The following is a 14,674-nucleotide window of genomic DNA, read 5'->3' on the forward strand; positions in this document are numbered from 1 at the left end:
CGCCCGAGCTCACGGCTTCGCGGTCGTCTCGGTGATCACCCACAGGTGGTAGGCCGGGTTGGCCGCCATCACCGGCAGAGCGATCACGCACGGCACCTCGTACGGGTGGAGCTCCTCGACGCGGGAGACGATCGTCGGCACGAGCGAGGCCCTGGTGTGGAAGCGGACGCGCTCCTCGGGCTGGTGCTCGGTCTGGCCGTCCCAGCGGTACGTCGAATGCACCCAGTCCGATCGCTGCCCGCACGCGACGAGCCGCTCGGACAGAAGGGTCTCGACCATCCGCTGCATCAGGCTGGTGCGCGGACCGGTCACCGCGACCTCGCAGATCGGTTCGGGATTCGGTACTTCGTCCACGTCTTCTCCTTCTGGGTTCCGGCTGGGAAGCGGACGGGGCGGGACCCGCGAAGGTCCCGCCCCGTCTCACTCATGCGCTGGTCGCCGCGCCGCTAGGCGCCGCCCTCTCCGGCCATGCCGCCGCGCGGGCCCGCGCCCGGGCTCTTCGGCGGCATCGTGCCGGTCCCGGCGCTCGGGCTCTTGGGAGCCCGCTCGCCGGCCAGCGCGGCCGGCGGCGTGTCCGGGATGCCCTCGGGCTTGTCGGACCCGCGGAACGTCAGGTGCGCCTTCTCGATGTCCTTCGGGTCGCCCTCGACGTCGACGAGGATGATCTGACCCGCCACGAACTCGTTGAACAGGATCTTCTCCGAGAGCGCGTCCTCGATCTCGCGCTGGATCGTCCGGCGCAGCGGCCGCGCCCCGAGCACCGGGTCGTAACCCTTGTGCCCCAGGTACAGCTTCGCGTTGTCGGTGAGCTCCAGCGCCATGTCGCGGTTCGCGAGCTGGTCCTCGATGCGCTTGGTCATGAGGTCGACGATCTCGACGATCTCCGGCTCGGAGAGCTTCGGGAACACGATGGTGTCGTCGATGCGGTTGAGGAACTCGGGCCTGAAGTGGTTCTTCAGCTCGTCCTGGACCTTCTCCTTCATCCGCTCGTAGTCGTTCTCGGCCTCGTCGCCGGACTGGAAGCCCAGCGTGACGGCCTTGCCGACGTCCCGCGAACCGAGGTTCGTGGTGAGGATGAGCACCGTGTTCTTGAAGTCGACGATCCGGCCCTGGCCGTCGGTCAGGCGCCCGTCCTCGAGGATCTGCAGGAGCGTGTTGAACACGTCCGGGTGGGCCTTCTCGATCTCGTCGAACAGGACCACGCTGAACGGCTTCCTGCGGACCTTCTCGGTGAGCTGCCCGCCCTCGTCGTAGCCGACGTAGCCGGGAGGCGCACCGACCAGGCGCGAGACCGTGTAGCGGTCGTGGAACTCGGACATGTCGAGCTGGATGAGCGCGTCCTCGGAGCCGAACAGGAACTCCGCGAGCGCCTTGGCCAGCTCGGTCTTGCCGACGCCCGAGGGGCCGGCGAAGATGAACGAGCCCGACGGCCGCTTCGGGTCCTTGAGCCCGGCGCGGGTGCGGCGGATCGCCTGGCTGACGGCCTTGACGGCGTCGGTCTGGCCGATGATCCGCTTGTGCAGCTCGTCCTCCATGCGGAGCAGGCGGCTGGTCTCCTCCTCGGTGAGCTTGTACACCGGGATGCCCGTCCAGTTCGCGAGGACCTCGGAGATCATCTCCTCGTCGACCTCGGTGACCTGGTCGAGGTCGCCGGCCTTCCACTCCTGCTCGCGTTTGGTGCGCTTCTCGTGCAGGCGCTTCTCGGCGTCGCGCAGGCGCGCGGCGGCCTCGAAGTCCTGCGCGTCGATCGCGGACTCCTTGTCGCGGCGGGTCTCGGCGATCTCCTCGTCGATCTCGCGCAGGTCCGGCGGCGCGGTCATGCGGCGGATGCGCATCCTGGCGCCGGCCTCGTCGATCAGGTCGATCGCCTTGTCCGGCAGGAAGCGGTCCGAGATGTACCGGTCGGCCAGCGTCGCGGCCTGCACCAGGGCGCCGTCGGTGATCGAGACGCGGTGGTGCGCCTCGTAGCGGTCCCGCAGGCCCTTGAGGATCTCGATGGTGTGCGAGAGGCTCGGCTCGGCGACCTGGATCGGCTGGAAGCGGCGCTCGAGCGCGGCGTCCTTCTCCAGGTACTTGCGGTACTCGTCGAGCGTGGTCGCGCCGATCGTCTGGAGCTCGCCGCGGGCCAGCATCGGCTTGAGGATGCTGGCGGCGTCGATCGCGCCCTCGGCGGCGCCCGCCCCGACGAGCGTGTGGATCTCGTCGATGAACAGGATGATGTCGCCGCGGGTCTTGATCTCCTTGAGGACCTTCTTCAGGCGCTCCTCGAAGTCGCCGCGGTAGCGGCTGCCCGCCACCAGGGCGCCCAGGTCCAGCGTGTAGAGCTGCTTCTCCTTGAGCGTCTCGGGGACCTCGCCCTTGGTGATCGCCTGCGCGAGGCCCTCGACGGCGGCGGTCTTGCCGACGCCGGGCTCGCCGATGAGCACCGGGTTGTTCTTGGTGCGGCGGCTCAGGACCTGCATGACCCGTTCGATCTCGCGCTGGCGGCCGATGACCGGGTCGAGCTTGCCGTCCCGGGCGGCCTGCGTGAGGTTGCGACCGAACTGATCCAACACGAGCGAGCCGGACTGCTGCGACTCGGCGGTGGTGCCGCCGGCGGCGGCGCCTGCCGGTTCCTTGCCCTGGTAGCCGGACAGCAGCTGCAGCACCTGCTGGCGGACCCGGTTGAGGTCGGCGCCGAGCTTGATGAGCACCTGTGCCGCGACGCCCTCGCCCTCACGGATGAGGCCAAGGAGGATGTGTTCGGTCCCAATGTAGTTGTGTCCGAGCTGGAGCGCCTCTCGCAGGCTCAGCTCGAGCACCTTCTTCGCCCGGGGGGTGAAGGGGATGTGCCCGGATGGCGCCTGCTGGCCCTGCCCGATGATCTCCTCGACCTGCTGACGGACGCCTTCCAGGGAGATGCCAAGGCTCTCCAGGGCCTTCGCCGCCACGCCCTCGCCCTCGTGGATGAGGCCGAGCAGGATGTGTTCCGTGCCGATGTAGTTGTGGTTGAGCATCCTGGCCTCTTCTTGAGCCAGAACAACCACGCGTCGGGCACGGTCGGTAAACCGTTCAAACATGCGCTTCTGCTCCTCGCGTCCGCCGCTTCTTGTCGTCAATACTGGTCGTGGCTTGCAAAACCCTGTGGGTACACCTTATCTCCCCAGCTCGGCGGCGCCGGGTGCCACGTGGGTGACAACAAGCGTGCCTGGTGGTGCATTCCCGATGACTCAACGTTCGCTGTGAGCGCAATGCCGCGTCCGTTCCGGGGCCGCCACTGGTCCAATGGTGCCTCGCGCGTGCGACAACCGGTATTGGGCCTCGGATTCGTGCTACCCGGGCCCCTGGGAAGCGAAACGCCCGCGACCCCGTGTCGGGAGCGGGCGTTCGGCCGATCGGCGCTGAGTGCTAGTTGTGCGCCGCGTTGTATTCCTCGACGATGCTCTGCGGAATGCGACCGCGCGGAGAGACCTTCTTGCCGTTGCGCTCGGCCCACTCGCGGATCGCCTTGTTCTGCTCGCGGTCGACCGCCAGTCGACGGGTCGAGGTGCCCCTCGAGGGACCGCGGACGACTCCCACGGTGTAGCGGCCGAGCCTGGTGCCGGCCTCCTGGAATTTAGCCAAGGATTCGCGGAGCTCATTGGCGTGAGCCGCGGAAAGGTCGATCTCGTAGGCCTGCCCGTCGATAGCGAATTTGACGGTCTCCTCAGCCTTGCCGCCGTCGATATCGTCGATCAGGATGACCTGTGTCTTCTTCGCCATGGCAAATTCCTCTCGATGAGAAGCGACTAGCGCGCTTACCGGCACAACCGTTGTTAATGCCAGAGCATATACGAGTCGCTTAGAGAAGCGAAAGAGGGTCTCGGCAAAAGATCAGCTCTCCTCACCTCCGGGCGCGAATATTCCCGACGCCCGTCACCGCCTTCGGGCACGCTTGCGAGCCGCCAATTAGGCCGGCACGCGGCTTGTGGGCCGCCAATTGGACCGCCTCGGCGAAGCTTGCGCGCCGTCAATTGGAGCGGGGAGTCCCAATAATTGCTATTCCGGTTTCACCAGGGGGAAGAGGATCGTCTCTCGGATACCGAGTCCGGTGAGCGCCATAAGCAAGCGGTCGATTCCCATGCCCATGCCGCCGGTCGGCGGCATTCCGTATTCCATCGCCCGCAGGAAGTCCTCGTCGACGCGCATGGCCTCGTCATCGCCCTTCGCGGCGAGCCTGGCCTGCGCTTCGAGGCGCTCGCGCTGGACGACCGGGTCGACCAGCTCCGAATAGCCGGTGGCGAGTTCGAAGCCGCGGACGTACAGGTCCCATTTCTCGGTCAGTCCCGGCTCGGACCGGTGACCGCGGGTGAGCGGGGAGGTCTCCTCGGGGTAGTCGTAGACGAACGTCGGCGCATGGAGCTGGTCGACCACGAGGTGCTCGAACAATTCCTCGGCGAGTTTCCCCTGACCCCACATCGGGTCGACTCCGAGCTCGACTTTGTCGGCGTAAGCGCGCAAGCGGTCCAGCGGCGTGTCGACGGTCACGGTCTCTCCGAGCGCGTCGGAAAGGGAGCCGAACAGGGTGGTCTCGGCCCACTCCCCGCCGAGGTCGTAGGTCGACCCGTCGGCGAGTTCGACCGTCGTCGATCCGAACACGGACTCGGCGGCGCCCTGAATGAGCGACTTGGTGAGTGCGCCGATCGAGCGGTAGTCGGCGTAGGCCTGATATGCCTCGAGCATCGCGAACTCCGGCGAGTGCGAGGAATCGGCTCCCTCGTTGCGGAAGTTCCGGTTGATCTCGAATACGCGGTCGATGCCGCCGACTACGCACCGTTTCAAATACAACTCCGGCGCGATGCGCATGTACAGATCGATGTCGTACGCATTCATATGCGTGACGAACGGCCGGGCGGTGGCCCCGCCCGGCTGGACCTGCATCATCGGCGTCTCGACTTCGATGAAGTCTCGCGCCGCGAGTCGCTCGCGAATGGACCGGACGACCGCGGCCCTATTGCGGGCGGCGGCGCGCGCCTCGGGCCGCATGATGAGGTCCACGTAGCGCTGGCGCACCCGGGTCTCCTCGGCGAGCGGCTTGTGCGCGACCGGCAACGGCCGCAGCGCCTTCGCGGTGACCTCGTAGGTGTCGGCCATGACCGACGGCTCGCCCCGCTTGGAGGTGACGACCTCGCCGGTGACGCCGAGATGGTCGCCGATGTCGACCAGCCGTTTGAAGGCGTCGAGCGCCTCGGCGCCAACCTTGCCCTGGGAGAGCATCACCTGGAACTCGGTGCCGTCGCCGTCGCGCAGCCGCGCGAAGCACAGCTTCCCGGCGACGCGCACGAAGATGACGCGGCCCGTCGTCGAGACGGTCTGGCCGGACGACTCCCCGGCCCCCAGGCCGGCGAACTGCTCGCGCAGCTCGGCCAGCGCGTGCGTCCTCGGGTAGCCGAGGGCGTACGGCTGCTTGCCCGCGGCGAGGAGCTCGACGCGCTTGGCGCGCCGGATCTGCATCTGCTCGGGAAGGTCGTCGCCGGTCTCGGTGGTCTGCTCGTGCTCGGTCACGTCTTACAGGGTAAATGCCGGCCGCGCCGCCGAGCATGCGAGTTTCTTCGCACCGGGTCGCATCACAGGCGCGGCGATTCGACGGCGAACGCCGGGTAGCCGACGACGCGGTCGGTCTGCCCGGTGGCGTCGGCGGAGGTGCCGAGGGCGAGCTGCCGGGGGCGGCGGCCGGTGGCGTCGGCCCAGGCGACGGTGCCGCGCAGGGCGAACACACCGCAGGCGTGGCTGGTGGAGATCTCCCTGGGCCGCAGGGCCCGGATGGCCTCGGCGGTGGACTCGTCGATGCGCTCGGCGGTCTCCAGGTCGTGGTAGTGCGACAGGTCGGTCGAGCACAGCAGGACGGTGTCCTCGCCGGCCTCGGCCATGAGCGCGGCGATCATGCGGGCGGCTTCGGGCGTCTGGCTCATGCCGACGGCGACGGGCGTGATCTCGAAGCCGTCGCCGAGGGCGACCTGCAGGAACGGCAACTGCACCTCGAGGGAGTGCTCCACCTCGTGCGGGAGCAGGGAGGAGCCGACGACGCCGGTGGCGGCGACATTGACGGGCCCCAGCGGGGTCTCCCAGGCGGTGTAGGGCGCGGCGGCGTAGCCGCGCAGCGGATGGTGGTGGGACGGCCCGACCAGGACGACGCGCTTGACGCGGTCGCGGTGGGCGGCGAGGCGGGCGTACACCTGGGCGGCGACCGGACCTGAGAAGCGGTGCCCGGCGTGGGGCACGATGTAGGCGGCCTCGAGCGGGTCGCCTCCGGTGTCGACGGCGTCGATGAGGCGGGCGATCTCGGCCCGGAGCCGGGTCGGGTCCGCGGAGTAGAACCGGCCGGCGACGGCCGGCGGCCTGACGGTGACTGCTTTCGTCGAGGGCATGATCTCGCGTCTCTCGGGTGTTGGTTCCTGTTACTTGTGTGACGGCGCGGCTAGGCGGATTGGTTGCCGCCTGGGACCCCAGTCTCCGGCGGGGCCCTCGAATACTCCTGGAAGGTCCGCGCCACAGAACGAGCAATGTCCTGAATTTGACAGTGCAAAACGCTTGATGCGGTACCAATCGCGCACTACGAGAGCTTCGCCACAGGCGGGGCAGGTGGTCGTCTGCCCCTCTGAGTCGTGGACGTTGCCGGTGTAGACGTACCGCAGCCCGGCGTCCAGGGCGATGCGGCGGGCGCGCCTGAGCGTGGCCGGCGGCGTGGGCGGGACGTCGCGCATCTTGAAGTCGGGATGGAACGCGGTGAAGTGCAGCGGCACGTCGCGGCCGAGATGCTCGGCGATCCAAGCGCACTCGGCGGCGATCTCGGCGTCGGCGTCGTTGTGTCCTGGGATGAGGAGCGTGGTGATCTCGGTCCACACCTCGGTCTCGTGGACCAGGTACTCGAGCGTGTCGAGGACTTTGCCGAGGGACGCGAAGGCGATCTTCTCGTAGAACGCTTCGGTGAAGGCTTTCAGGTCGATGTTCGCCGCGTCCATGTGCGAGTACAGCTCGGTGCGGGCCGCGGGGCTGATGTACCCGGCCGAGACGGCGACGGCCTTGATGCCCAGGTCGCGGGCGGCGTCGGCGCAGTCGGCGGCGTACTCGAGGAAGATCGTCGGATCGTTGTAGGTGAACGCGATGGACTTGCAGCCGAGCCGCTGCGCCTGCCGCGCGAGGGCCTCGGGCGAGGCAGAGGAGGCGAGCGTGTCGATCTCGCGCGATGTGGAGATGTCCCAGTTCTGGCAGAACCGGCACGCCAGATTGCACCCGGCGGTCCCGAACGACAGGACCGGCGTGCCCGGCAGGAAATGGTTGAGCGGCTTCTTCTCGATCGGATCGACGCAGAAACCCGAGGAGCGCCCGTAGGAGGTGAGGACGATCTGGTCGCCGGCGCGGGCCCGCACGAAGCACAGCCCCCGCTGGCCCTCGCGCAGCCGGCACGCCCTGGGGCAGACGGTGCATTCGACGCGGCCGTCATCGAGCGCACGGTGGAATTCGGTCCCGACGGTGTACTCGTCGGCCCCGTCCACGCGCGGCCTCTTCGAAACGATGGCGGCCATGCGCTCAACGGTAGCGCCCGCACGAGCAAGCGGGCCGCGCGGCTGGTGCCGCGCGGCCCGCTCTCGGATTCGCGCTAGTTCAAGCGGCTGCCGGTGGCGGCGTGGAAGATGTGCTCGTGGCCCGGCTCGGGGACCACGTGCACCGTCTCGGCCAGTCGCGGCACGTTGGAGGAGTCGGTGCGCACGACGAAGCGCTCGTCGGAGTTGTCGTAGGCGGCGTGACCGTACACGTACGCCTCGGAACCGAGCTCCTCGACGAGGTCGACCTCCATCGGGATGCCGCCGGTGCTCCCGCTGCCGAGCTTGCAGTGCTCGGGCCGGATGCCGATGGTGACCTCCTGGCTGCCGCCGTCGGTGGCGGCGGCGTCGCGGATCTCACGGGCGATCGGGAGCGTGACGTCGCCGAACAGGGCGCCGCCCTCGGTCAGCTTGACGGTCTTGATGTTCATGGCCGGCGAACCGATGAACCCGGCGACGAACACGTTGCCGGGCGTCTCGTAGAGCACGCGCGGGGTGTCGCACTGCTGGAGCAGGCCGTCCTTGAGCACCGCGATGCGGTGGCCCATCGTCATGGCCTCGATCTGGTCGTGGGTGACGTAGACGGTGGTGATCCCGAGGCGCTTCTGGAGCGAGGCGATCTGGGAGCGGGTCTGCACGCGCAGCTTGGCGTCGAGGTTCGACAGCGGCTCGTCCATGAGGAAGACCTGCGGCTCGCGCACGATGGCGCGGCCCATGGCGACGCGCTGGCGCTGGCCGCCGGAGAGGGCCTTCGGCTTGCGGTTGAGGTAGTCGGTGAGGTCGAGGAGCCTCGCGGCCTCCTCCACGCGCTGCTTGATGTCGGCCTTCGGCATGCGGCGCAGCTTGAGGGCGAACGCCATGTTGTCGAACACGGACATGTGCGGGTAGAGCGCGTAGTTCTGGAAGACCATCGCGATGTCGCGGGACTTCGGCGGGAGGTTCGAGACGTCGGTCTCGTTGATGAACACCGAGCCCTCGTCGACTTCTTCGAGGCCGGCGAGCATGCGCAGCGAGGTGGACTTGCCGCAACCGGAGGGCCCGACGAGGACGAGGAACTCGCCGTCCTGGACTTCGAGGTTGAGCCGGTCGACGGCGGGCTCTTCCGAGCCCGGATAGATGCGCGTGGCATCCTGATAGGTCACTGTGGCCATGGTGAGGTCCTTTCACTGGCAGGTACGTGCCAGACGATCCGTTGTAAAAGGGACTGCTGGTGTGCAGACCGCGACGAGGACCTCGCTGGTGCGCGACCCTGCGCTGCGGCATGCCCGCCGCGCAGACGTTGCCGCTGCGAAGCGTGAGCCGAGCGTATCGGTAGATGAATGCCTTTGCCAAGCGGGCGGCGACCATATGTCCGGTTTCCCGGGAAAGTATATGGAACCGTTATCCGCGTCACTCCACTCGGAGGGCCCGCAGCAGGGCCTCGTCGCCGACGACGTCGCAGATCCCGAACGGCAGCCGCCCCCACAGCGCCAGCGCGATGTCGGAGGCCGAGCCCGCGGCCCGGGCCTGCAACTCGATCCGCGAATCGGGGTGGTCCAACAGCGCCACCCGGCCGCCGCGCAGGCGCACGAACCAGCTGGCGTCGGCGTCCTGGGCGAACAGCTGCGCCAGCCCGACCACGTCGGGGAACTCGCCGCGGCGGACCCCGGCGGGGATGAAGGCCTCAAGTACCTCCGAGATCGTCTCGGCGGCGAGCGCGACGGGGATCGGCGCGGTCGCGCCGACGGCCATCTGCACGTCCCAGCGGGCCAGGGCCGTGACGACCGTGACGCGGCGGTGCCAGAACTCGGCCCGCCGCCCCACCGGCGCCCACGTCCACGCCGCCGACTCCGGCGAATGCGATTCCAGAGCGCTCATGGCGCGTCCGAGGGACTCGTCGAAGACGCCGATGACCTCCGCTTCGGGGTAGCGGACCGGCGGCGGTTCGGGCACGTCCTCCTCGCCGACCTCCGCGCCGAGCGCGGTGACGGTCCAGTGGTAGAGGCGGACGAGCTCGCACAGCACCCCGGCGACGGTGACCTCGGGGCGCGAGGGGAGGGTGCGGCCCAGTACCGCGCCGTCGACGATCTCGCGCAGGCCGCCGGCCTCGTTCTTCAGCTCGATCAAGTAGTCCGTGATCCGTGGCTTCGACATAGGTGACCGCCGATCGTTGTAGCCCGTATAAAGCTTAGGCTGTGCTGCGTGACAGACGCCAGCCCAACGGAAAGCCGGAACCACGCATCACGTCAGATTCGCGACAGAGCGCTCGGGGCTTTCACGACGCTCAGGCTCGGCGGCCCGGCCCGGCGGCTGGTGGAGGCGAAGACCTCCGAGGAGGCCGTCGAGGCCCTGCGCGCGACCGAGGGGCCGACCCTGGTGCTCGCCGGAGGCAGCAATCTCGTCATCGGCGACGACGGCTTCGACGGGACCGCGGTCCTGCTGCGAGGCGGCGGCATCGATGAGCACGGCGGCGACCTGGTGCGGGTCCAGGCCGCCCAGCCGTGGGACGAGTTCGTCGCCTGGACCGTCGAGCACGGCCGATCCGGCGTCGAGTGCCTCAGCGGCATCCCCGGCTCGGCCGGCGCCACCCCGATCCAGAACGTCGGCGCCTACGGCCAGGAGGTCGCCCAGACGATCGCCGCGGTCAAGGTCTGGGACCGCGAGGCCGACGAGATCCGCGACTGGACGCCCGCCGAATGCCGCTTCGCCTACCGGCACTCGGTGTTCAAGCACGAGGCCCGCTACTTCGTCATGAGCGTCGACTTCCGGCTCGAGCGGAGCGGGCTGTCGCGGCCGATCGCCTACGCCGAGGCCGCGAAGCGACTCGGCGTCGAGGTCGGCGACCGGGTGCCGCTCGCCGAGGCGCGGGCGGCGGTCCTCGAACTGCGGCGGGGCAAGGGCATGGTCCTCGACGAGGACGACCACGACACCTGGAGCGCCGGTTCGTTCTTCACCAACCCGGTCGTCAGCGCCGGCGACTTCCGCGAGCTCGCCCACGGGCTCGGCAAGGACGCGCCGCACTGGCCCGCGGGCGAGGACGTGAAGCTGTCGGCGGCGTGGCTCATCGGCGCGGCCGGGTTCGGCAAGGGCTACCGGCGCGGCAACGTCGGCCTGTCGAGCAAGCACACGCTGGCGCTGACCAACCGCGGCGGGGCGACGACCGGCGAACTGCTCGCGCTGGCGCGGGAGGTCGCCGACGCGGTCGAGGCGAAGTTCGGCGTGCGGCTGCGCCCCGAGCCGGTCCTGGTCGGCGCGCGGTTCGACTAGGCCTTCAGTCGCGGAGGCCGATGCGCCCGTGCAGGGCCCGCAGCGGTGCCGGTGCCCACCAGTTGTACCGGCCGGTGAGCCGCATGGCCGCGGGGAGCAGGACGCCGCGGATGAGCGTGGCGTCGACGACGACGGCCAGAGCCATGCCGACGCCGAGCATCTGGAGGAACACCACCTGGCCGGTGGCGTAGACGGCGAAGGTGAACGCCAGCACGAGGGCCGCGGCGGTGACGAGCGGGGCGCTGCGCTGGAGTCCGGTCGCGATGGAGCCGGCGTTGTCGCCGGTGCGGTCGTACTCCTCTTTGATGCGCGAGAGCATGAACACCTCGTAGTCCATCGACAGGCCGTAGACGATGCAGAACATGAGGATCGGGATGCTCGGTTCGAACGAGCCCTGCGGGGTGAAGCCGATGAGCCCCGCGAGGTTGCCGTCCTGGAAGACCCACACCAGGGCGCCGAACATCACTCCCAGCGACAGTGCGTTGAGGACGGTGGCCTTGAGCGGCGCGACGACGCTGCCGGTCATGAGGAACAGGACCGCGAAGGTGACGGCGACGATGAGCGCGAGGACGAGCGGGAGCCGGTCGAGCAGGGCGTCGCGGAAGTCGGCGAGGTCGGCCGGGTAGCCGGAGACCGAGACGTCGAAGCCCGCCTGGACCGAGCGGATCTGGCCGACGAGTGCGTACGGGTCCTCGCGCATGGCGTCGACGGTCGGCACGGCCGAGAGCCAGGTGTCGTCGCCGGCGTGGACGAAGCGCCCGGGCTCGGGTCCGGCGGTGAACTCGCCGCCGACGAATCGCCCGGCGGCCGAGTCGACCTGGGCGATGCCGGGCACGGCCGAGACCGCGGCGGCGTAGTCGGCCAGCGCGTCCGGCTCGGAGCCGGTGGCGAGGATCTGGAGGGCGTCGGTGGCCTCGGCGGCGAAGTTCGCGCTGATCTGGTCGGCCACGACGCGGCTGTCGGCGTCTTCGGGCAGGGCCCGCTCGTCGGGGACGCCGAAGCGGACGCCCAGCAGCGGTGAGGCGAGCAGGAGCACGAGCGCGAGCGCGGCGCCGCCCCACGGGAGCGGCCGCCGCATGACGGCGCTCGCGAGGCGGTACCAGCGGCCCTCGTGGACGGCGCGGGCCGGTCGGCGGCGCTCGACCCGGCGGCCCCAGACGGCGAGGGCGGCGGGCAGCACGATGACGGCGCCGACGGCGGCGGTGAGCGGGACGATGATCCCGGCGTAGGCGAAGGACCGCAGGAACGGGAACGGCATGGCCAGCAGGACCGAGAGGCTGGCGGCGACGGTGACGGCGCTGAAGACGACGGTGCGTCCGGCGGTGGCGACGGTGGCGGCGACGGCCCCGGCCCGGCCCGCGGCGGTCTGTTCGCGGTAGCGGTTGACGATGAACAGGCAGTAGTCGACGGCGAGGCCGACGCTCATGACGAGGATGATGTTGGCCGCGAAGGTGGACACCTCCGTCACGGCGGCCACGGCCCTGAGCAGGGCGAGCGAGGTCGCCAGGGAGAACAGGCCGACGCCGAGGGTGAGGAACGCGGCGACCGGGCGGCGGTAGAGGACGATGAGCAGGATCAGCAGGCTCGGCAGGACGATGATCTCGGCGAGCAGGAAGTCCTCGCGGGCGAGTTCGGCGGCCTCGCGGAAGAGCTCGTCGGAGCCGCCGACGGCGACGGTGAGGGGTCCTTCGGTGCCGGCGAAGTCGGCTTTGAGTTCGGGCAGGACCTGCTCGCGGACGTCGGTGACGTCGCCGGGGACGTAGGCGGTGATGAGCGCCTGGGTGCCGTCCTCGCCGCGGAGCACCTCGGAGCCGTGGTCCCAGTAGGACTCGACGGCGGCGACGCGGTCGTGGGCGGCGAGCCGTTCGGCGAGCGCGGCACCGGCCGCGGCGGCGTCGGCGGCGTCGACGTCGGCGGCGGTGACGAGCAGGAGGAAGTTGGCGCTGCCGACGTCGAAGCGCTCGTCGAGCCGGTCGCCGGTGATGATGGACTCCGAGCCGGGGACCTCGTACCGGGAGAGCACGAGGGAGTCGAGGGTGCCCGAGCCGATGGCGGCGGAGCAGGCGAACACGAGCGTGGCGGCCCAGAGCAGGAGGCGGCGGCGCCGCACGGTGACATCGCCGAGCCGGTGCATGGCAGAGTCGTCCTCGACGGGCCGGAGCTTAGGATGCGGGGCGGTGGTGGAGGTCATGGAGGTCTCCCGGCCGACGTAGACTGAAAATACGAGCAGATGCTCGTGTTTAAAAATACGAGTAATCGCTCGTGTTTCCTAGAACGAGGGACGGTTAGTGACCGACGACACGCCGAAGCCGGGTCGCAGGCGCCAGGCGCGCGGGCAGAAGCGGATCGCCGAGCTCTTGGACGCCGCCGCGGAGGTCTTCGCGGAACAGGGCTTCAAGGGCGCGAGCACCAACGCCATCGCCGCGCGGGCGGGCGCCTCCCCGGGAACGCTGTACCAGTTCTTCAAGAACAAGGAGGCGCTCGCCGAGGCGCTCATGGCCCGCTACGTCGAGCGGCTGCGCGAGGCGCACGGCGAGGCGTTCGACCTCCGAGTCGCCCGCCTGCCGCTGAATCAGCTGCTCGACCGGGTCATCGACCCGCTCATCGCCTTCGACCGGGCGAACCCCGGCTTCTCGGTGCTGCTGGCCGACCCGCACCTGTCGCCTGAGCTGGCCGCCGCGAAGCGGCCCGCGCAGCAGGCGATGTTCGAGCGCCTGGAGGCGATCTTCGCGGCCCGGGCGCCCCGGCTGCCTGAGGCCGAGCGGCGGCGCACGGCCGAGGTCGCGGTGCACCTGTTCCGAGGGCTGCTGCCGCTCATCATGGCCGCGAAGGACGGCGAGGACCTGGCGGCAGTCGCCGCCGAGACGAAACGCGCGATCGGCGCCTACCTGGGACCGGTGATCGGCACGGGCCGAGGCGAAGGAGAGCCGGCCGGCGGGGACCGGCCGGCTCCGCGCTAGCGGTCGATCAGCTCGTAGTCCTCGTCGAGGACCGCGCCGCGGTCCGGCTTGTAGAGGTCGTAGCCGCGCGAGTCGCACTGGAGGCCGCCGTTGATGCAGTGCTCCACCAGCGCCGCGAGCGTCGCCGGCTCCCAGGCGTTGATGAAGTCGTAATGCCACGACGAGGCGCCGCCGCTCGCCAACCGCACCGCCGACATGTCGCCGTTAACCGGAAAGTGGATCTTGAACTCCAGCATCGGCACCGGCACCGGATGCGAGGCCGGGCACGATCCGCCGACCGGATAGGCCATGTGGCTCTTGTGGTCCGGCGAGTCGAGGTTCACCCCGTCCCAGCAGCTCGGGGCCTGGTAGCGGATGTTGAGCCACGAAGAATCGGGGCAGTGCTCGGGGAAGGTGTAGTTGTGGAAGCTCTCGCCGCACTCGAAGCCTTCGACGGCCCCGGGCGCGTTCGCGAACTCCTCGGGGGTGGCGCCGGGGCTGCCCGCGACGAACCGCAGGCCCTCGGGGAACGGCCGCACCGCGGTGTAGTCCTCCACTCCGGACTTGTAGTAGATCACCTGGTGCCAGGTCGACAGCGCCGCCTCGCCGTCCTTGGTCAGCGTCGGGAACCAGTAGGCCGAGCGGTCGGCCGGGACCAGGCACGTGGTCTCGCCGTCCTGGAGCGACTCGGGCGTCGAGTAGGCGTCGGTCCCGGTGTTGCCCAGGAAGGTGTGGTGGTGGGAGGCGCCCGGCGATCCGGGGAAGACGATCGGGTCGTCGTTCGCGGTGTGGCTGATCGTGCAGTTCGCCTGGAACTCGTGGTGTGTCACCAGCTCGTCGGCCGAGGCGGTGTTGGACGCCGCCACCGCCGAGACGGCCAGTGCCAGCGCCGCGGCCGCCGCCGCGGCGAGTGTTCGTTTCATGATC

The 14,674-nt window shown here is 69.7% G+C and carries 12 protein-coding genes; 2 read left to right on the forward strand and 10 right to left on the reverse strand.

All coding sequences use genetic code 11. The annotated features are described in order from the left end of the window. Positions 1–9: 9 nt before the first annotated feature. The 8 genes from cutA to ACYVK3_RS03790 all read right to left on the reverse strand — a co-directional run bounded on the left by cutA (position 10) and on the right by ACYVK3_RS03790 (position 9,695). Positions 10–354 (reverse strand): divalent-cation tolerance protein CutA, encoded by a 345-nt coding sequence (cutA, locus tag ACYVK3_RS03755; RefSeq protein WP_460495904.1) that lies wholly within the window; start codon positions 352–354, stop codon positions 10–12. Positions 355–446: 92 nt separating this feature from the next. Further along, the gene (locus ACYVK3_RS03760; RefSeq protein ID WP_460495905.1) at positions 447–3,059 is read right to left on the reverse strand and encodes an ATP-dependent Clp protease ATP-binding subunit; all 2,613 of its coding nucleotides are present in this window, start codon (positions 3,057–3,059) and stop codon (positions 447–449) included. Positions 3,060–3,387: 328 nt separating this feature from the next. Continuing rightward, positions 3,388–3,741 (reverse strand): histone-like nucleoid-structuring protein Lsr2, encoded by a 354-nt coding sequence (locus ACYVK3_RS03765; protein ID WP_460495906.1) that lies wholly within the window; start codon positions 3,739–3,741, stop codon positions 3,388–3,390. A 276-nt stretch (positions 3,742–4,017) separates the two neighbouring features. Further along, complete coding sequence (gene lysS / locus ACYVK3_RS03770) at positions 4,018–5,472, reverse strand: lysine--tRNA ligase (protein ID WP_460495935.1); 1,455 nt, start codon at positions 5,470–5,472, stop codon at positions 4,018–4,020. A 113-nt stretch (positions 5,473–5,585) separates the two neighbouring features. Continuing rightward, positions 5,586–6,386, reverse strand: coding sequence for an AmmeMemoRadiSam system protein B (amrB, locus tag ACYVK3_RS03775; RefSeq protein WP_460495907.1), 801 nt, complete (start codon positions 6,384–6,386; stop codon positions 5,586–5,588). Positions 6,387–6,416: 30 nt separating this feature from the next. After that, a complete protein-coding gene (gene amrS, locus ACYVK3_RS03780; protein ID WP_460495908.1) occupies positions 6,417–7,544 on the reverse strand; it encodes an AmmeMemoRadiSam system radical SAM enzyme in 1,128 nt (375 codons plus the stop codon). A gap of 74 nt (positions 7,545–7,618) precedes the next feature. Further along, complete coding sequence (locus ACYVK3_RS03785) at positions 7,619–8,713, reverse strand: ABC transporter ATP-binding protein (RefSeq protein ID WP_460495909.1); 1,095 nt, start codon at positions 8,711–8,713, stop codon at positions 7,619–7,621. A gap of 238 nt (positions 8,714–8,951) precedes the next feature. After that, positions 8,952–9,695, reverse strand: coding sequence for a maleylpyruvate isomerase mycothiol-dependent enzyme family protein (locus tag ACYVK3_RS03790; protein WP_460495910.1), 744 nt, complete (start codon positions 9,693–9,695; stop codon positions 8,952–8,954). Positions 9,696–9,791: 96 nt separating this feature from the next. On the opposite strand from ACYVK3_RS03790, the gene ACYVK3_RS03795 reads away from it, so the two are divergent. After that, on the forward strand, positions 9,792–10,808 hold the full coding sequence (locus ACYVK3_RS03795) for a UDP-N-acetylmuramate dehydrogenase (RefSeq protein WP_460495936.1): 1,017 nt from the start codon (positions 9,792–9,794) through the stop codon (positions 10,806–10,808). A gap of 4 nt (positions 10,809–10,812) precedes the next feature. Here the strand turns inward: ACYVK3_RS03795 and ACYVK3_RS03800 are convergent, their stop codons facing one another. Next, the gene (locus ACYVK3_RS03800) at positions 10,813–12,999 is read right to left on the reverse strand and encodes an MMPL family transporter (RefSeq protein ID WP_460495911.1); all 2,187 of its coding nucleotides are present in this window, start codon (positions 12,997–12,999) and stop codon (positions 10,813–10,815) included. Between the two features lie 97 nt (positions 13,000–13,096). Between ACYVK3_RS03800 and ACYVK3_RS03805 the strand changes: the two genes are divergently transcribed. Next, positions 13,097–13,768, forward strand: a complete 672-nt coding sequence (locus ACYVK3_RS03805; protein WP_460495912.1) for a TetR/AcrR family transcriptional regulator — start codon at positions 13,097–13,099, stop codon at positions 13,766–13,768. Here the strand turns inward: ACYVK3_RS03805 and ACYVK3_RS03810 are convergent. After that, positions 13,765–14,670, reverse strand: a complete 906-nt coding sequence (locus ACYVK3_RS03810) for a DUF1996 domain-containing protein (protein ID WP_460495937.1) — start codon at positions 14,668–14,670, stop codon at positions 13,765–13,767. The two genes, ACYVK3_RS03805 and ACYVK3_RS03810, sit on opposite strands and share 4 nt — an antisense overlap. Positions 14,671–14,674 lie beyond the last annotated feature (4 nt).

This window comes from Glycomyces tarimensis, from assembly GCF_054776215.1.